This window comes from Pseudomonas sp. IPO3749 (assembly GCF_013386605.1).
Classification (GTDB): domain Bacteria; phylum Pseudomonadota; class Gammaproteobacteria; order Pseudomonadales; family Pseudomonadaceae; genus Aquipseudomonas; species Aquipseudomonas azotoformans_A.
On sequence record NZ_JACARN010000039.1, the window covers coordinates 25623 to 44222 of the forward strand.

Sequence of the window (18600 nt, forward strand, 5' to 3'; positions counted from 1 at the left end):
AATATGAACGCGACGCCAGCTGTTGCTGATGATTTGATCGTTATCGGCAAGATTTACTCTGTTCATGGCGTTCGCGGCGAAGTGAAGGTGTATTCCTTTACTGATCCGACTGAAAACCTGTTGCAGTACAAGACCTGGACGCTCAAGCGCGAAGGTAGTGTGAAGCAGGTTGAGCTGGTCAGTGGACGCGGGAGCGATAAGTTCCTGGTCGCAAAGCTCAAGGGTCTTGATGACCGTGAAGAAGCTCGTCTTCTGGCCGGTTATGAGATCTGCGTGCCGCGAGACCTGTTCCCTGAATTGACCGACGGCGAGTACTACTGGTACCAGCTGGAAGGTCTGAAGGTTATTGATCAACTCGGGCAATTGTTCGGGAAAATCGATCATCTTCTGGAAACCGGCGCCAATGATGTAATGGTGGTCAAGCCTTGCGCTGGCAGCCTGGATGATCGCGAACGCCTGTTGCCCTATACGGCGCAATGCGTGTTGGCCGTCGACCTGGCAGCGGGCGAGATGAAGGTGGAATGGGACGCGGACTTCTAAGCGTGGCTAATTTGCGCATTGAAGTGATCAGTTTGTTTCCCGAGATGTTTTCCGCCATCAGCGAGTACGGCATCACCAGTCGGGCGGTGAAACAGGGGCTGTTGCAGCTCACCTGTTGGAACCCGCGAGACTACACGACGGATCGACATCACACTGTGGACGATCGCCCATTTGGCGGTGGTCCGGGCATGGTGATGAAGATCAAGCCCCTGGAAGACGCGTTGGTTCAGGCCAAGGCCGCCGCCGGGGAGAAGGCGAAGGTAATTTACCTGTCCCCTCAAGGCCGTCAGCTGAAACAGGCTGGGGTCCGCGAACTGGCGAATGAGGAAGCACTGATCCTGATTGCCGGTCGCTATGAAGGCATTGACGAGCGATTTATTGAAGCTCATGTCGATGAAGAGTGGTCGATTGGGGACTATGTCCTGTCTGGCGGCGAGCTGCCGGCGATGGTCCTGATAGATGCGGTTACACGACTGCTGCCTGGAGCTTTAGGGCATGCGGACTCCGCGGAGGAAGATTCCTTCACGGATGGTTTGCTGGATTGCCCGCACTACACCCGACCGGAGGTGTATGCGGATCAGCGTGTTCCCGACGTATTGCTAAGTGGCAATCACGCACACATCCGGCGTTGGCGTTTACAGCAGTCCCTTGGTCGGACCTATGAACGACGCGCCGATCTTCTGGAAAGCCGCTCGCTTTCTGGAGAAGAGAAGAAGCTGCTCGAGGAATACATCCTCGCGCGGGACGATAGTTAACAACGTATCGATGGTAGGTCCATTGACTTACCTTAGGAGCACAGCATGACTAACAAAATCATCCTTGCACTCGAAGCAGAGCAGATGACCAAAGAGATCCCTACCTTTGCCCCGGGCGACACCATTGTCGTTCAGGTGAAAGTGAAGGAAGGCGACCGTTCGCGTCTGCAAGCGTTTGAAGGCGTGGTAATTGCCAAGCGTAACCGTGGTGTGAACAGTGCTTTCACTGTTCGTAAAATCTCCAACGGTGTTGGCGTAGAGCGTACTTTCCAGACCTACAGCCCGCAAATCGACAGCATGGCCGTTAAACGTCGCGGTGACGTACGTAAAGCCAAGCTGTACTACCTGCGTGACCTGTCCGGTAAAGCAGCTCGCATCAAGGAAAAACTGGCTTAAGTCCAGCTTCCCGATGCAGAAAAAAGCAGCCTACGGGCTGCTTTTTTGTGCCTGAAATTTGTCCATTTGCCGGTATTTGTCCATGACCACCCGCCTCGAAGAAATCCAGCGCCGCACCGACCTGTCCGTGACCCACGTGACCAAGGCCGTGTTCCCGCCGACCACCAACCACCACAACACCTTGTTTGGCGGTACCGCCTTGGCCTGGATGGATGAAGTGTCGTTCATCACGGCCACCCGTTTCTGCCGCCTGCCGCTGGTGACAGTCTCCACCGACCGCATCGACTTCAACCACGCGATCCCGGCCGGCTCCATCGTTGAGCTGATCGGCCGCGTGATCAAGGTCGGCAACACTAGCCTCAAGGTTGAAGTGGAAGTGTTCGTCGAGAGCATGAGCGCCGATGGCCGCGAGAAGGCGATCCAGGGCGTGTTCAGCTTTGTCGCGATTGACGCCGACAAACGCCCTGTACCGGTATTGCCTGGGTTTGCCGACTGATCAGCCAGTTGTGTTGTTCTCGGGTTGGATCACGGCTAGCAAGGTCCAACCGGCTACGGGCTTCAAACTGCTGTCCGGGGTGACCACATGCACCCACCCGCTGATATCTCGTGCAAACAGCAGCGTGGCGCGTTCCCCATGAAGTGTTTGGTATTGCTCCCAGCCGAAGCCCTCTGTGAGATGCGTGCTATACAGCTCGGCGCCCTGGCCCAACAGGCTAGCGAGCTTGGTGTAGGTCAAGGGTTGACTGCCCAGCAACTGGCCACGGTGTTCATGGCTGGCCCGGTGTTTATCGGTGCGGCGGCTCTCCTGGCTGCTGCTCAGGGTGAACAGACGGTGGCCGAAGTCGTGACGAAAACGCATCGCGGCCAGGGTATTCAGTTCGCCGGACGGGGAGAGCGCCAGCAAATGCCCAAGCCCAACCAGGTCCAGGTGCGATTCGGCATGCTGGGAGGCCGGGTTGCCGAAATAGGTGGGAAGCCCTTCCATCCGACTGGCGCGGATATTTTCCCAGCTTGAGTCCGTCAGCAGCACGCGGCTGCCAAGTTGCTGCAAGGCCTTGCCGAGGATGCGGGCCGGGCCGTTCGCGCCGACGATCAGAAAGCCACTGGGGGCAGGCTCGGCGACTTTCAGCAGGCGGGCCAAGGGACGTGCGGTCGCACTTTGCAGTACCACGGTGCCGATGATCACCGCAAAGGTCAGTGGCACCAACAGCAGCGCACCGGCGTGCCCGGCTTCATCCAGACGAATGGCGAATATCGCCGACACCGCGGCCGCCACAATCCCGCGCGGGGCGATCCATGCCAGCAGCGCGCGCTCCCGCCAATTCAGTTTCGAGCCGACGGTCGACAGCGCGACATTTAAAGGGCGGGCGATGAATTGAATGATCAGCAACAGGATCAGTACGAACGGTCCCAGCGCAATCAAGGCATTCAAGTCCAGGCGTGCCGCCAGCAGGATAAACAGGCCGGAAATCAGCAACACGCTGAGGTTCTCCTTGAAATGCAGGATGTGCCGCACATCCACGCCCTTCATGTTGGCCATCCACATGCCCATCAGGGTCACCGCCAGCAAGCCGGATTCATGCATGACTTCGTTGGAGGCGATAAATACCCCCAGCACCCCGGCCAGCGTCGCCAGGTTATGCAGGTATTCCGGCAACCACTGCCGCCGCATGATCTGCCCCAATACCCAGCCGCCAGCTATCCCGAACAGGCTACCGCAGACGATCACCCCGCCGAAGGTCAGCAGGCTATGGCTCAAGCCATCGCCGGAAGCACGGCTGATGATGAAGCTGTACACCACGACCGCCAGCAGAGCGCCGATAGGGTCAATGACAATGCCTTCCCAGCGCAGGATGTTGGCGATGGAGGCCTTGGGGCGCACCACGCGCAACATGGGAACGATGACGGTCGGGCCTGTGACCAAGGTCAGCGTGCCGAACAGCAGTGCGAGCATCCAGTCGAAACCCAGCAGCCAGTGAGTCGCCAAGGTGATCACCGCCCAGGTCGACAGCGCGCCGAGCGTGACCAGGCGATGCACCACGCTGCCGATTTCCTTCCATTCCGACAGGTGCAGGGTCAGGCTGCCCTCAAACAGGATCAGCGCCACCGCCAGCGACACCAGTGGCATCAGCAGCGGGCCAAACATTTCCTGTGGGTCGAGCCAGCCCAGTATCGGTCCTGCCAGAATCCCGCTCAGTAACAGGAACAGAATGGCCGGCAGTTTCAGGCGCCAGGCCAGCCATTGGCAGCCGAGTGCGGCCACGCCAATGCCGCCAAAGGCCAGCAAAATCTGTTGTTCGTTCATTAAAGCTTCCTGTTCCTTGAAGTAGCGGGCTATGAAAGACTAGTGACCCTAATCACAGTTCACTAATTAATTGCCGCAAAGCCCCGTGCCGCGTCGCTTGAGTGCCCATGCCTGCCATTGACCACTTGCTTATCGACCGTTTTCTCGACGCCCTCTGGCTGGAAAAAGGCCTGTCGGACAATACGCGCCAGGCCTACCGCAGTGACCTGGCCCTGTTCAACGGTTGGCTCCAGGAGAAAAACCTCGAGCTGATCAATGCTGGGCGCGAGCTGATTCTCGACCACCTGGCCTGGCGCCTTGAGCAAAACTACAAGCCACGTTCCACGGCGAGATTTCTCTCCGGAGTGCGTGGCTTTTATCGCTATCTGTTGCGTGAAAAGTTGATAGCGGTGGATCCGACTCTACAAGTCGACATGCCGCAATTAGGTAGGCCTCTTCCTAAGTCTCTGTCAGAAACTGACGTGGAGGCCTTGCTGGCCGCCCCTGACCTCAGCGAAGCCATCGGCCAACGCGACCGCGCCATGCTGGAGGTTCTATACGCCTGTGGCCTGCGGGTGACCGAGTTGATCAGCCTGACCCTGGAGCAAGTCAACCTGCGCCAGGGCGTGCTGCGGGTGATGGGCAAGGGCAGCAAGGAAAGGCTGGTGCCCATGGGCGAGGAGGCGATTGTGTGGGTCGAGCGTTACATGCGTGATGCCCGCAGCGAGCTGCTTGGCGGACGGCCCAGCGACGTACTGTTTCCCAGCCTGCGCGGCGAGCAGATGACCCGGCAAACGTTTTGGCATCGCATCAAGCACCAGGCCAAGGTCGCCGGGATCGGCAAGACCCTGTCGCCGCACACCTTGCGCCATGCCTTTGCCACGCATTTGCTCAACCACGGGGCGGATTTGCGCGTGGTGCAGATGCTGCTCGGCCACAGCGACTTATCCACAACCCAGATCTACACCCATGTTGCCCGTGCACGTTTGCAGGATATGCACGCCAAGCACCACCCACGCGGCTGAAAACCGCCAATTTATCCCGCCACGGGCTGCCCTGCGGCCCAACTGTGGTAGGCTTTGCCGGTTAGCAAAGGCGACGGCACAAACCTGTGTTTTCAGTTCAGTATTCTTGCTCCCGTCCCTGCATCTGCCTTCAGGAGTTCCCATGCGCTTGACCCAGATTATTGCCGCCGCAGCCGTTGCGTTGGTTTCCACCTTTGCGTTTGCCGATGACGCTGCCGAGCAGACCATCCGCAAGAGCTTGGCCAACCTGCAACTCGATACCCCGATCGAAAGCATCAGCGCCAGCCCGATGGCCGGCCTGTATGAAGTCAAGCTCAAGGGCAGCCGCGTGCTGTACGCCAGTGCCGACGGCCAGTACATCGTCCAGGGCTACCTGTTCCAACTGAAGGACGGCAAGCCGGTCAACCTCACCGAGAAAGCCGAACGCCTGGGCGTGTCCAAGCTGATCAATGGCATTCCGGTAGCCGAAACCGTGGTTTACCCGGCCATTGGCGAGACCAAGACCCACATCACCGTGTTCACCGACACCACCTGCCCGTACTGCCACAAGCTGCACGCCGAAGTGCCGGCGCTGAACAAGCTGGGCGTGGAAGTCCGCTACGTGGCGTTCCCGCGCCAGGGCCTGGGTTCGCCGGGTGATGAGCAGCTGCAAGCGGTGTGGTGCTCGGCCGACAAGAAAGCGGCCATGGACAAGATGGTCGATGGCAAGGAAATCAAGGCGGCCAAATGTGCCAACCCGGTTTCCAAGCAGTTCGCCCTGGGTCAGTCCATCGGCGTGAACGGCACACCGGCCATCGTTTTGGCTGACGGCCAAGTGATTCCGGGCTACCAGCCGGCACCACAAGTTGCCAAACTGGCGCTCAGTGCCAAATAAATCAGTATCGTCGAAACGTCGACGATCAAGGCTCGCTGACATGTCGGCGGGTCGTTAATTGCAAGCCGCAGTCGTGCGGCTGTTTTCCACGGCCGACCTAGCGTCGGCCGTTTCATGGGGAGTTCTTCAGTGAAACCGGTCAAAGTAGGCATCTGTGGGTTAGGGACCGTCGGTGGCGGCACCTTTAACGTACTTCAGCGTAACGCTGAGGAAATTTCCCGCCGTGCAGGTCGCGGGATTGAAGTGGCGCAAATTGCCACGCGTTCGCCAAAGCCTCAGTTCGAAACGACCGGTATTGCGATTACCAACGATGTCTTCGCCGTTGCCACCAACCCTGAAATCGATATCGTCATCGAGCTGGTCGGCGGCTACACCGTGGCCCGTGAGCTGGTGCTCAAGGCCATCGAGAACGGCAAGCACGTGGTCACCGCCAACAAGGCGCTGATCGCCGTGCACGGCAACGAGATCTTCGCCAAGGCGCGCGAGAAGGGCGTGATCGTCGCGTTCGAAGCCGCCGTGGCCGGTGGTATCCCGGTGATCAAGGCGATCCGTGAAGGCCTGTCCGCCAACCGCATCAATTGGGTGGCCGGTATCATCAACGGCACCGGCAACTTTATCCTTACCGAAATGCGCGAGAAGGGCCGTACCTTCGAAGACGTGCTGGCCGAAGCCCAGGCCCTGGGTTACGCCGAAGCCGACCCGACCTTCGACGTGGAAGGCATCGATGCGGCGCACAAGCTGACCATCCTGGCCTCCATCGCCTTTGGTATCCCGCTGCAGTTCGACAAGGCCTACACCGAAGGCATCACCAAGCTGACCACTGCCGACGTGAACTACGCCGAAGCCTTGGGCTATCGCATCAAGCACCTGGGCGTGGCGCGTAGCACACCGGCCGGTATCGAGTTGCGTGTGCACCCGACGCTGATCCCGGCCGACCGCCTGATCGCCAACGTCAATGGCGTGATGAACGCGGTGATGGTCAACGGTGACGCGGCGGGTTCGACCCTGTTCTACGGCGCCGGCGCCGGTATGGAGCCGACCGCTTCGTCGGTGATCGCCGACCTGGTGGACGTGGTCCGCGCCATGACCAGCGACCCGGAAAACCGCGTGCCGCACCTGGCCTTCCAGCCAGACTCGCTGTCGGCGCACCCGATCCTGCCGATCGAAGCCTGCGAAAGCGCCTACTACCTGCGCATCCAGGCCCAGGACCATCCAGGCGTGTTGGCCCAGGTTGCGAGCATCCTGTCGGAGCGTGGTATCAACATCGAATCGATCATGCAGAAGGAAGTCGAGGAGCAAAACGGCCAGGTGCCGATGATCCTGCTGACTCACCGCGTGCTCGAACAGCATATCAATGATGCCATCGCCGCCCTGGAAGCCCTGCAAGGCGTGGTCGGCCCGGTGGTGCGGATCCGCGTCGAACACCTGAACTAATGGTTTTGCTGCAAGGGCCCCGCAGGTTCGGCGGCCCTTGTTCAAGAATGCTCTAGAGGAGCCAGTCATGCGTTATATCAGCACCCGCGGCCAGGCACCGGCCCTGAATTTCGAAGACGTTTTGCTGGCAGGCCTTGCCACTGACGGCGGCCTGTACGTGCCGGAAAACCTGCCACGCTTCACTCAGGAAGAAATCGCTTCCTGGGCCGGCCTGCCGTACCACGAGCTGGCGTTCCGCGTGATGCGCCCGTTCGTCACCGGCAGCATTCCGGATGCGGATTTCAAGAAGATCCTGGAAGAGACCTATGGCGTGTTTTCCCACAACGCCATCGCACCGCTGCGCCAACTGAACGGTAACGAATGGGTACTGGAACTGTTCCACGGCCCAACCCTGGCGTTCAAGGATTTCGCCCTGCAACTGCTGGGTCGCCTGCTCGACTACGTGCTGCAGAAGCGTGGCGAGCGCGTGGTGATCATCGGCGCCACCTCCGGTGATACCGGTTCGGCCGCCATCGAAGGGTGCAAGCACTGCGAAAACGTCGACATCTTCATCCTGCACCCGCACCAGCGCGTGTCGGAAGTGCAGCGTCGCCAGATGACCACCATCTTTGGTGAGAACATCCACAACATCGCCATCGAAGGCAACTTCGATGACTGCCAGGAAATGGTCAAGAACAGCTTTGCTGACCAGAGCTTCCTGAAGGGCACGCGCCTCGTAGCGGTGAACTCGATCAACTGGGCGCGGATCATGGCCCAGATCGTCTACTACTTCCACGCGTCCCTGCAGTTGGGCGGCCCGGCGCGTTCGGTATCGTTCTCGGTGCCGACCGGCAACTTCGGCGACATCTTCGCCGGTTACCTGGCGCGCAACATGGGCCTGCCGATCAACCAGTTGATCGTCGCCACCAACCGCAACGACATCCTGCACCGCTTCATGAGCGGCAACCAGTACGTCAAGGAAACCCTGCACGCCACGCTGTCGCCGTCCATGGACATCATGGTCTCGTCGAACTTCGAGCGCCTGCTGTTCGACATGCACGGTCGCAATGGCGCAGCCATTGCCGGCTTGATGGACACCTTCAAAAGCGGTGGCGGTTTCAGCGTTGACGAAGAGCGCTGGACCGAAACCCGCAAGCTGTTCGACTCCCTGGCTGTGGACGATGCTCAGACCTGCGAAACCATCGCAGAAGTCTACGCCCAGACCGGTGAGCTGCTGGACCCGCACACCGCTATCGGTGTGAAGGCCGCCCGCGAATGCCGTCGCAGCCTGGACATCCCGATGGTGATCCTGGGCACCGCCCACCCGGTCAAATTCCCGGAAGCGGTAGAGAGGGCGGGTGTTGGCAAGGCGCTGGAATTGCCGGTGCACCTGACTGATTTGTTTGAGCGTGAAGAGCGTTGCACCGTATTGGCCAATGACTTGAAGGCTGTGCAGGCGTTTGTCAGCCAGCATGGCAACCGTGGTAAGCCGTTGTAAGGCGCACCGCGCAGACAAAAACGCCGCTTTCCCTTCCTTGGGTCAGCGGCGTTTTTTGTTTCTGGCAGGCCGGGTCAAGCGTTACGAGAATAGTTTCTGAGCGACGACGATTACGGTGCCGACTGCGGCATAGAATCCCGTCGCGATACCCACTGGGTACCAGAAAGTCTCACAGGTTATCTTCAGGGACTCTTTATTGAGTTTGTTCTGCTCTGCATTCATACGTGCTATTTCAGCAAAAATACGTGATACCTCGGCGTGCATTCTGTCTGTCGATGTCTGCTGTTCATTTTGTTCCGCCATCTTGATCATCCTTCGTAGTAACGGCCTTTTGACATGCGCTTTTGCCTGCACCGCAGCACCACCAGCGCCTACCGAGTATAGGATTCATCTCTGGCCCCAGCCCTCGGCCAACCCCAAAACAGCCGCCCATTGCGTAAGCAGTTATGTGCCGCCGTTTTTTCCCTGTCATGTTGCAAGCGCATGCTGGAATCCGTCACCCCTGACGGCCCCATAAAGACGATAAAGCGAACTTTCCTACGTCACAAACAGTCACTTAGGATAGATGCAGCTCCCGTTGAAACGATTGTTCCCGAACTATTGAGTGGTGATCGAGATGGAAAGTATCAGCCTATTGCTCGAAGAAGCACTGAGCCCTTATCAGGTTACGCTGACCACCTCTGGTGTGCAGGACGAGTGCCTGGTAACCGTGAAGAATCCTGCTGGCGCCATCGTGGTCGAACGTGAAGTCGACCGCGCCCAATTGATGGACAAGCGCGTGCTGGTGGATGTTGTGGACTGTCTGCTACGCGACATTAAAATCGCTGAAGGGCGCCTGGAGCCCTCGGTCATCGCGGCCTTGCGCAACGCAGCCCAGACCCGCAGCGCCACTGCCGCATGAAGAATTGTTTAACTGTGGAAACTTCCTACAACGTGGCCGGTCAGATTTCGTAACAGCAAGAGCAAACATTGTGCTCCGGTGTTTGTGCCTTGTTGTACTGGTCTTTGTAGGCCACGTTTAACCCCGAAGTGTCTCCCCACGCTTCGGGGTTTCTTTTTGCCTGCGATTTGTCACGGCTCCGGCGAGTCCTGGAAAAAGCTTGGGTTATCGCGCAGATACTGTTCGCGCATGACCGGGTCCAGCCATGAGGCGTAGGACTGCTGTATCTGCTCTTGCGGGATCTCGTGCAGTACCTGGTTGATCCGCTCCATGGCCTGGCGTCCCTGAGGCGTGTCCGAACAGCCGATGTGCGTGTGTTGGTAAGGTGCCGAGCCTTGGATGGGGTAAAAGATCAGGTCGTCCGAGGCGATGCCCTGTTGCATCGCGTGATAACGGATTTCCGGCCAATAACCCAACACCGCCTCAAGCCTGCCCAGGCGCTGCATCTGCAACAGGCTACCCAAGGCGTCGTTACCGTAATGCAGTGCGAGCTTGTGCGCATCGGCGTGCTTGAGCCGTTCATCGATGACAGGCCCGTAGCTGCGCTCTGCGATGGCACCCACCCGGGCTTTGTGGGCATCGAGGAACGCCTGCAGGTCAAACTGGCCTTGGGCGATGTAGGGCACCATGGCTTCTTGCTGGTTGCGCCGCACGGTGACGCCATTGCTGGCGACCACAAATGCCTGGCTGGAAAACACGATGTACCTGGCTCGTTCGGCTGTCCATAACAATGAGGGGTCACAGGTGAACGTAGGCTCACGCAGCATTTGCATGCCCCGCGCGCGATTGACGTGCAGCACCTGGTGCCGATATTCCGGCAGGCGTTCGATGAGTATCGGCAGCAACTGATCCAGTGCGCCCTGGCCTTTACTTGGGCCTTCGAAAATGGTCAGTGGCGGCAAGTCGCGCAATAACCAGATCAGCGTTTCTTCGGCGCTGGCGGTGGTCGGGGCCCAGGCGAGCATGATGCTGAGGCAAAGCTGGGCAAGCCTGCGGACCATCAGATCGCGCCTGCCTCACGTAAACGCGCAATCGCGGCTGCGTCGTAACCCAGCCCACCCAGCACCACACTGTTATGCTCACCCAACTGCGGCCCGACCCACTCGCAGCTGCCCGGTGTGTCCGACAGCTTGGGCACGATGCCGGGCATCTTGAAGTCCTTGCCACCAGGCAACTTGGCCTTGAGGAACATCTCCCTGGCCAGAAATTGCGGGTCGCCGAGCATGTCCTCGGCGCTGTAGATGCGGCTGGCGGGTACTTCGGCCTTATTCAGGATCTCTATCACCTGATCCAGCGGTAGCGAATTCACCCAGCGATCAATTACCCCGTACAGCTCATCACGGCGGCTGTCGCGCCCGTCATTGCTGGCAAGTTCAGGGTCGTTGGCCAAATCCTCACGGCCAATAGCGGACATGAAGCGCTTGAAAATCGCATCGCCGTTGGCGCCAATCTGCACATGCTTGCCATCGGCGCTGGTGTGGATCGAGGAGGGCGTGATACCGGGCATGATGTTGCCGGTGCGTTCGCGAATAAAGCCAAACACGTCGAACTCCGGGATCATGCTTTCCATCATGGCGAAGATGGCTTCGTACAGCGCCACATCCACCACCTGGCCCAGGCCGCCGTTGACTTCGCGATGACGCAGCGCCATCAACGCACCAATCACCGCCCACAACGCGGCGATCGAGTCACCGATGGAAATACCGGTGCGGACCGGCGGGCGGTCTTCAAAGCCGGTGATGTAGCGCAAGCCGCCCATGGATTCGCCCACGGCGCCAAAGCCGGGTTGGTCTTTCATCGGCCCGGTCTGGCCAAAGCCGGAGAGGCGCACCATCACCAGCTTGGGGTTGAGGGCGTGCAGGGTTTCCCAGCTCAGGCCGAGTTTCTCCAGCACGCCGGGGCGGAAATTCTCGATCAGGATGTCGGCGTCGCCCAGCAACTGTTTGAGAATGGCCAGGCCGTCCGGGTGCTTGAGGTTCAGCGTCAGCGACTGCTTGTTGCGCGCCTGCACGAACCACCACAGCGACGTGCCCTCGTACAGCTTGCGCCATTTGCGCAGGGGGTCGCCGCCGTCGGGCGATTCGACCTTGATCACCTCAGCGCCGAATTCCGCGCAGATACGTGAGGCAAACGGGCCGGCGATCAGGGTGCCGAGTTCGATGACTTTCAGTCCGGCAAGCGGTTTGGCGTTGAACGGCATGAGGATCCTTGTCTGCGCAAGAGCGGTAATGTGATGCCTTTTAACATAGGCGGGCTGGCCAGGGATAAGGATGATGCAGCGCACGATTCGTTGAATGACCCCGCCATCGGTTAGACTGGCCGCCTTTCCCTGTCTCTAGAAGCCCGTTCATGGCCCAGCCGTCCACGACCTACAAATTCGAACTCAACCTCACCGACCTTGATCGCTCGGTGTACGAGAGTGTCAAACAGACCATCGCCCGCCATCCGTCGGAAACGGAAGAGCGCATGACTGTGCGCCTGCTGGCCTACGCCCTCTGGTACAACGAGCAGCTGTCGTTCGGGCGCGGACTGTCAGATGTAGACGAGCCAGCCCTGTGGGAAAAAAGCCTGGATGATCGGGTCCTGCACTGGATCGAAGTCGGCCAGCCCGACGCCGACCGCCTCACCTGGTGCTCGCGTCGCACCGAGCGTACCAGCCTGCTGGCCTACGGCAGCTTGCGCGTGTGGGAAGGCAAGGTCGTGCCGGTAGCGAATAACCTGAAAAACGTACACATCGCCGCCGTGCCTCAGGAAGTCCTCGAGACCCTGGCCAAGGACATGCCCCGCGTCATCAAGTGGGACGTGATGATCAGCGAAGGCACGATGTTCGTCACCGACGACCGTGGCCAGCATGAAGTGCAGTTGCAGTGGTTGGTCGGCGAACGCGGTTGATTGGATCGCTGCCGGTCACCTGTTTTATTTCCGTATCAGAAGAGAAGCTCCTGTCACCCCATGCGTATCGATCCTCGCCCGTTACCCGCCGTCCTGCCGTTTCTCGGTGAACTGCCACCGCTGTTGACCCGTCTCTACGCCGCGCGCGGGGTGCAGTCCGAGGCCGAGCTGGATAAAAGCCTGGCGCGGTTGATTCCCTACCAGCAGCTCAAGGGGATCGACGCGGCGGTGGACTTGCTGGTGACCGCGCTGGAGCAGCGCCAGCGCATCCTTATCGTGGGTGACTTTGACGCCGATGGCGCCACGGCCAGCACCGTGGGCACCCTGGGCTTGCGTTTGCTCGGTGCGGCCCATGTCGACTATCTGGTGCCCAACCGTTTCGAGTACGGCTATGGCCTGACCCCGGAAATCGTTGCAGTCGCCCTGCAGCGTGAGCCGCAATTGCTGATCACTGTGGACAACGGCATTTCCAGCGTCGAAGGCGTGGCGGCGGCGAAAGCGGCGGGGTTGCAGGTGCTGGTGACGGACCACCACTTGCCTGGCGATGAGCTGCCGGCGGCGGATGCCATCGTCAACCCGAACCAGCCTGGCTGCGAATTCCCGAGCAAGGCACTGGCCGGTGTCGGCGTGATCTTTTATGTGCTGATGGCCCTGCGCGCGCGCCTGCGCAGCTTGGGCTGGTACGAGAATAAGCCTCAGCCCAACATCGGTGAATTGCTCGACCTGGTTGCCCTGGGCAGCGTCGCCGACGTGGTGCCCCTGGACGCCAACAACCGCATCCTGGTGCATCAGGGCCTGGAGCGTATCCGCGCCGGTCGTGCGCGGCCAGGGATCAAGGCGATCCTGGAAGTGGCCAAGCGCGATGCCGCGCGTATCACCTCCACCGACCTGGGATTTATCCTCGGTCCACGCCTGAACGCTGCCGGTCGCCTGGATGACATGAGCCTGGGCATCGAATGCCTGCTCACCACCGACGTTGTCGCCGCGCGGGAAATGGCTGCGCAACTGGACGGCATGAACCAGGACCGCAAATCCATCGAGCAAGGCATGCAGCGCGAGGCCCTGGCCCAGCTCAAGGACTTGCCGGTGGAGTCGATGCCCTACGGCTTGTGCCTGTTCGACCCGGAATGGCACCAAGGCGTGATCGGGATTCTCGCGTCGCGTATGAAAGAGCGTTACTTCCGCCCGACCATCGCCTTCGCCGACGCCGGTGATGGCTTGCTCAAGGGCTCGGGGCGTTCTGTGCAGGGGTTTCATATCCGTGATGCGCTGGCAGTGGTTGCGAGCCAGCATCCCAACCTGATCGCCAAGTACGGCGGCCACGCCATGGCGGCAGGGCTGACGTTGCCCGAAGAAAATTTCCCGCTGTTTGCCGAAGCTTTCGATGCCGAAGTGCGTCGCCAATTGCGTGAAGAAGACCTGACCGGTCGGCTGCTGTCGGACGGCACCCTGGCGGTGGAAGAGTTTCACCTGGAATTGGCCCGCGCGCTGCGGCATGCCGGGCCGTGGGGGCAGCACTTCCCCGAGCCGGTCTTTCACGGTGTATTCCAGTTGGTGGAGCAGCGCGTGGTGGGTGAGCGTCACCTGAAGGTGGTGCTCAAGACTGAATGCGGGTCAGTGAAGCTCGATGGCATTGCGTTTGGGGTGGACCGTGAGGTCTGGCCGAACCCGACCGTGCGTTGGGTGGAATTGGCGTACAAGCTGGATGTGAACGAGTTTCGTGGGAATGAGACTGTGCAGCTTATGATTGCCCACATCGAACCGCGCTAAATCTCAGCGGTTTTTTTGTGGTGAGCGGGCTTGCCACGCTGGGTGGCGAAGCCGCCCCAATAAAAACGCCGCATTCTGTCAGGCAGAATGCGGCGTTTGGTTTTAGGGCTGCTGCGCAGCCCAGCGCGGGGCAAGCCCGCTCACTACATTGGGGGAGGCTATTCGGCTTTGGCCTGGTGTTTGACGATGATATCCACCAAGCGCTTCGCCAGCGCCGGGTAGTTCTCATCGAAGTGATGCCCGCCTGGCAACTTCAGCGCTTCACCCACGGCCGTCTTATCCGTGCAGCCGCTCTCGTCGACCTCTTCCGCACCGTAGATGCACACCACTTTCTCAGGTGGCAGCTTGGCCATTTCTGGCCCAGTGGCGGCTTCCTTACCGGCGTTTCCGAGCCAGCCTTCCACTTCAATCTCGAAGCTGCCCGTGCGCGCAAACGCCAGCAGGATGATCGCGTCCACACGCTGCTGCTCGTTTTCCGGCATACGGTTGTAGATGGCTGGCAACACATCGGCGCCAAACGAATAACCGGTCAATACGAAGCGCTTGGTGCCCCATTTCTGACGGTAGTGCTGCATCAGTTCGGTAAGGTCCTTGGCGCTTTGTTCCGGGGTCTTGTGCTGCCAGTAGTAGCGCAGGGTATCAATACCCACCACCGGGTAGCCGATCTTGGCCATCTCGCCAGCCACGTCGCGGTCCAGGTCGCGCCAGCCGCCATCACCGGAGAGGAACAGGGTGACGGTATCTTTCGCTTGGCCGGCCGGGACTTCAACCACTGGAATCGCCAGGCCGCCGTTGTCCGACCCTACCAGTTGCTTGCGCAACTCGTTGTTCAGCACTTGCGGGTAGTGAATGTCGTAGTCGCTGATGCTGGTGGTAGCACGCGGTGTGTCGCGTACGAAACTGGCAGCATCATCCTCAGGGTTGTCGTTCCAGGCCACCAGCCAATTGCCGTGGGCTGAGGTTTTTGGCAAAGGGTCGTTGCAGCCTGGCTGGGTCATGGCGAAACCGACGGAGATGGCGTTGGCCTTGTCGTCGTTCTGTGCGGCCAACCAGCGCCATGCCAGGCTTGCACCAGGGCCGATACCGCTGACCAGCGTCGCGGGGCCCTTGAGCTGACCCAGGGCGCTTTGCAGCGCTTGTTCCTGCAGCTTGCAGTCGTCCTTGGGCAGGATTACCTGGACGATCTGCGCCTGGCCGCCTTGGCTCAACGCAATCAGTTGGCTGTCGGTCAGCACATCGGCGGCCATCACGGCCACGGCCACGCGGGCTTTCGGCGTGCCGTACGGAGTGACGCGGGTCATCACCGAGCCATCGGCCTGGGGCAATTGCTCCAGGGTCGGCTGCGGGGCAGGGCGGTTCCAGTACCAATAGCCGCCACCCAGGACCAGGGCGAGCAGCACTACAAAGGCCAATACATACCGCCAGGAGCGTCGAATCATCAGCGTTTCACCAATCCAGTCAAGCCGCCCGCGATCAGGGCGGCGGTATCGGCCAGTGCCACCAGCGGATCAAGTCCTGCGGGCACGGCCATGTAACGGGGTTCCCAGTCAGGCTGGAACTTGTCTTTGAAGCGGCGCAAACCTTGGAAGTTATACAGTTGCTCGCCACGACGGAACACCATCGAACCCAAACGTTGGGTCAGCGGGGCGCCGCGTCGCGGTTGCAGGCCCGACAACGGCACCATGCCGAGGCTGAAGCGGGCGTAGCCGTGACTCTTATAGTGTTGAATCAGGCCGACCATCATGAACTCCATGGTCAGCTTGGGCGCATCCGGGTGGGCGCGCATCAGGTCGAGGCTGGCCAGGTCGTGGTTGTAGGTCTCGAGCAGGTTAGCGAAGGCCACCGGGCTCCCTTCGAAGCGAATGATCGCAATGCGAAAGTGCTTGAGGTAGTCGTCGCTGAAGCGTCCCAGGGAAAAGCCTTTTTCCCGCACATTCTTGCCGGTCAGCCAGGCATCGGAGATCACCTTGAGCTCGTCCATCGGCGCGGTGCCCGGTTCGCAGATCTCTAGGGACAGGCCGTCCCGCGAGCCACGGTTCCAGGTGTAACGCAGGTCCTTCATCTCTTTGCCCTTGGCTTCCAGGTCAAAGCGTTTCAGGTCGACACGGGCTTCTTCGCCCAGCTTGATGGCGGTGAGGCCGATGTCCATGTAGTACGGCAGGTTCTCGGCGCGGACCTGGTAGAACACCGGGCGCGCATGGTGAATGTCGCACAGGTCACGGAACTGCCAGATCATCTCGGCCCGTGGTTGGGTCGGGCCGATCGGGTCGTACAAGGCTACCAGGCTGCGCCCGCGGCGGGCGTACATGAGGAATGCTTCATCATTGGGGTGAAACAGCAGCGCCTTGTCACCGGTAAGCGCCAGGCCACCGTCGGGCTGGGACGAGGCCATCAGGATCTTGCTGGCGCGCTCCAGTTCGTCGGGGGTGGGCAGGTGGATTACCGGGCGCGCGGTACGTAGCAGCCAGGTCAGCGACACGATCACCAGTACCACAGCGGCGCCCAGCAGCGAGCGCAGGCCGCGTGGGGCATTGGCGTCCAGGGTGAACTGCCACCACAGTTGGTGGCTGTAAGGCACGTCTTGATAGGCGAACAGCAGCAGCCAGATCGAAGCGCCCAGCACGCAGACACTGGCCACCAGGTACAGCGGCGAGAAGGGCAGTTCGGTCAGGCGGCTGGCGCGATAAAACGAGCGTCGGAAGATCGCCAGCAGGATCGCGGTCATGGTCATCAGGCTGGCTTCTTCCCAGTCGAAACCCTTGAGCAGCGAGAGCAGGGCGCCGACCAACAGCAGCACCATGGTCAGCATCCAGGCGGCCGACAAGCGTCGGCGCAAACCCTGGGCCAGCAACAGGCACAACACACCGATCAGGCTGGCGCCAAAGTGCGAGGCGTCAATCAGGCGGTGGGGAATCAGGAAGCCGATGTTTTCCAGGCGTGAGTCGATTTCGGGCGTGGCGCCAGAGAACAGCAGGACCACGCCGGACAAAAAAACCAGCACGGCCAGCACTGGCGCGGCCAGCCCCGAGGCAACCCGCAGGCTTTGCTGGGTCTGGAACAGTCGCTGCGCTTCGTTGACCAGCAGGAACACACAGGCGATCAACAGCGGCAGCACCACATAGATCATGCGGTACAGCAGCAGGGCGGCGGCCAATGGCGCGGCACCCAGTTTGTCGGCGAAGGCCGCCAGCAGGATCGCCTCGAATACGCCCACGCCGCCCGGCACATGGCTGAGCACGCCGGCGGCCAGGGCCAGCAGGTACACCAGCAGGAAAGGACCGAACGGTGGCGCTTCCGGCAGCAGCATATAAAGAACGGTGGCGGCAGCGGCCACGTCCAGCGCGGTAATGATCAGTTGCAGGAAGGTCAGGCGGCGACCCGGCAGGCGCAGGGTGCGACGTCCGGCTTTTACCAGCAGGTTATCCGGGTAGGGTTGTTCCGGCAGGCGGCGGCGATAAATACCGATGCACAGCACGGCCGACAACAGCAGCACTGCGCCAGCAATACCGCCCAGCACAGCCTGTGGCAAATGCAGGTAGGTCGATGCGGCGGGCAGGTTGCTCAATGTCGCCAATGCAGCCAGCGGCGGCAGCGCAGTGCCGAGCGCCAGGCTGGCGAACACTGTCATATGGGCGACTTCCGAAGCCCCGATGCCATGGCGTGCATATAAACGGTAGCGTACCGATCCGCCGGAAAGCATCGACAGGCCAATCGCATTACCAATGGCGAAGGCGGTAAAACCACCCAGGGCCAGGGTTTTGGCGGGCAGGTTCACGCCCGCGTAGCGCGCACCGGAAAATTCGTAGCCCAATAGAATGACGAACCCGGCGACCGCCGCCGCAAACGCGCCGAGCAAAGCGGGCTTGGGCACTTCCAGGATCGAATCGTGGAGGGCGTAAAGGTCCAGTTCCAGTAGCAAGTGGCGGCAGGCGATCAGGGCGATGGCGAACAACAATAGAGTGACGGCCAGCCCGATGGGTTGCCGGTACTTGCTCACCAGATCCAGCCAGCGCAAACGGGTGGGTGTGATCGGTTGTTCTGCTGTGACAGTGTCTTGTGGTTCAGACGAGTTGGCGCGCATCAATCACCTCGTGGATTGTGCGCGACAGGATGGAGGTATCCAGCCAAGTTACCAATCCCTATGGACAAAATAATTACAAATATTAACGCGTATCACCGGGTGCGGCGACTGCGGCCATTGGTCGTAGAGGGT

The 18600-nt window shown here is 60.4% G+C and carries 17 protein-coding genes; 11 read left to right on the forward strand and 6 right to left on the reverse strand.

The genetic code is table 11. The annotated features are described in order from the left end of the window. Positions 1-3: 3 nt before the first annotated feature. From rimM to HX812_RS16205, 4 genes are all read left to right on the forward strand, one after another. Entirely contained in the window at positions 4-540 is a 537-nt protein-coding gene (gene rimM / locus HX812_RS16190; protein ID WP_038848665.1) for a ribosome maturation factor RimM, read from the forward strand. Beyond that, positions 522-1295, forward strand: a complete 774-nt coding sequence (trmD, locus tag HX812_RS16195) for a tRNA (guanosine(37)-N1)-methyltransferase TrmD (protein ID WP_016977714.1) — start codon at positions 522-524, stop codon at positions 1293-1295. Before rimM ends, trmD begins: the two co-directional genes overlap by 19 nt. 45 nt (positions 1296-1340) lie before the next feature. Further along, on the forward strand, positions 1341-1691 hold the full coding sequence (gene rplS, locus HX812_RS16200) for a 50S ribosomal protein L19 (protein ID WP_003175895.1): 351 nt from the start codon (positions 1341-1343) through the stop codon (positions 1689-1691). Between the two features lie 82 nt (positions 1692-1773). Beyond that, a complete protein-coding gene (locus HX812_RS16205; protein WP_016977715.1) occupies positions 1774-2187 on the forward strand; it encodes an acyl-CoA thioesterase in 414 nt (137 codons plus the stop codon). Here HX812_RS16205 and HX812_RS16210 read toward each other — a convergent pair whose 3' ends face one another. Continuing rightward, positions 2188-3996 carry a sodium:proton antiporter gene (locus tag HX812_RS16210; RefSeq protein WP_038848668.1) on the reverse strand — a complete coding sequence of 603 codons (1809 nt, stop codon included), beginning with the start codon at positions 3994-3996 and terminating at the stop codon, positions 2188-2190. It lies immediately after the preceding gene. Between the two features lie 107 nt (positions 3997-4103). Between HX812_RS16210 and xerD the strand changes: the two genes are divergently transcribed. The 4 genes from xerD to thrC all read left to right on the forward strand — a co-directional run bounded on the left by xerD (position 4104) and on the right by thrC (position 8785). After that, on the forward strand, positions 4104-5000 hold the full coding sequence (gene xerD, locus HX812_RS16215) for a site-specific tyrosine recombinase XerD (protein ID WP_016977717.1): 897 nt from the start codon (positions 4104-4106) through the stop codon (positions 4998-5000). A gap of 142 nt (positions 5001-5142) precedes the next feature. Further along, positions 5143-5874, forward strand: a complete 732-nt coding sequence (locus HX812_RS16220) for a thioredoxin fold domain-containing protein (protein WP_038848670.1) — start codon at positions 5143-5145, stop codon at positions 5872-5874. Between the two features lie 129 nt (positions 5875-6003). After that, entirely contained in the window at positions 6004-7308 is a 1305-nt protein-coding gene (locus HX812_RS16225) for a homoserine dehydrogenase (protein WP_010207988.1), read from the forward strand. A gap of 67 nt (positions 7309-7375) precedes the next feature. Then, on the forward strand, positions 7376-8785 hold the full coding sequence (gene thrC / locus HX812_RS16230; protein WP_038848672.1) for a threonine synthase: 1410 nt from the start codon (positions 7376-7378) through the stop codon (positions 8783-8785). An 81-nt stretch (positions 8786-8866) separates the two neighbouring features. On the opposite strand, the gene HX812_RS16235 is transcribed toward thrC, so the two are convergent. Then, positions 8867-9088 carry a hypothetical protein gene (locus HX812_RS16235; protein ID WP_016971927.1) on the reverse strand — a complete coding sequence of 74 codons (222 nt, stop codon included), beginning with the start codon at positions 9086-9088 and terminating at the stop codon, positions 8867-8869. A gap of 313 nt (positions 9089-9401) precedes the next feature. Between HX812_RS16235 and HX812_RS16240 the strand changes: the two genes are divergently transcribed. Further along, a complete protein-coding gene (locus HX812_RS16240; protein WP_033898579.1) occupies positions 9402-9686 on the forward strand; it encodes a DUF3509 domain-containing protein in 285 nt (94 codons plus the stop codon). A gap of 170 nt (positions 9687-9856) precedes the next feature. On the opposite strand, the gene HX812_RS16245 is transcribed toward HX812_RS16240, so the two are convergent. Both HX812_RS16245 and HX812_RS16250 read right to left on the reverse strand, forming a co-directional pair. Continuing rightward, positions 9857-10726, reverse strand: coding sequence for a TIGR02285 family protein (locus HX812_RS16245; RefSeq protein ID WP_038848675.1), 870 nt, complete (start codon positions 10724-10726; stop codon positions 9857-9859). Further along, the gene (locus tag HX812_RS16250; RefSeq protein ID WP_038848677.1) at positions 10726-11925 is read right to left on the reverse strand and encodes a CaiB/BaiF CoA-transferase family protein; all 1200 of its coding nucleotides are present in this window, start codon (positions 11923-11925) and stop codon (positions 10726-10728) included. The genes HX812_RS16245 and HX812_RS16250 overlap by 1 nt, the downstream gene beginning before the upstream one ends. Before the next feature lie 149 nt (positions 11926-12074). On the opposite strand from HX812_RS16250, the gene HX812_RS16255 reads away from it, so the two are divergent. Continuing rightward, on the forward strand, positions 12075-12617 hold the full coding sequence (locus HX812_RS16255; RefSeq protein ID WP_016977727.1) for a YaeQ family protein: 543 nt from the start codon (positions 12075-12077) through the stop codon (positions 12615-12617). 60 nt (positions 12618-12677) lie between these two features. Beyond that, a complete protein-coding gene (gene recJ / locus HX812_RS16260; RefSeq protein WP_038848679.1) occupies positions 12678-14387 on the forward strand; it encodes a single-stranded-DNA-specific exonuclease RecJ in 1710 nt (569 codons plus the stop codon). Between the two features lie 158 nt (positions 14388-14545). Here recJ and HX812_RS16265 read toward each other — a convergent pair whose 3' ends face one another. Both HX812_RS16265 and mprF read right to left on the reverse strand, forming a co-directional pair. Beyond that, positions 14546-15826 (reverse strand): virulence factor family protein, encoded by a 1281-nt coding sequence (locus tag HX812_RS16265; RefSeq protein ID WP_038848682.1) that lies wholly within the window; start codon positions 15824-15826, stop codon positions 14546-14548. After that, positions 15826-18468: a bifunctional lysylphosphatidylglycerol flippase/synthetase MprF gene (gene mprF, locus HX812_RS16270; protein WP_038848684.1), complete on the reverse strand. Its 2643-nt coding sequence runs from the start codon at positions 18466-18468 to the stop codon at positions 15826-15828. The genes HX812_RS16265 and mprF overlap by 1 nt, the downstream gene beginning before the upstream one ends. Positions 18469-18600: the final 132 nt, after the last annotated feature.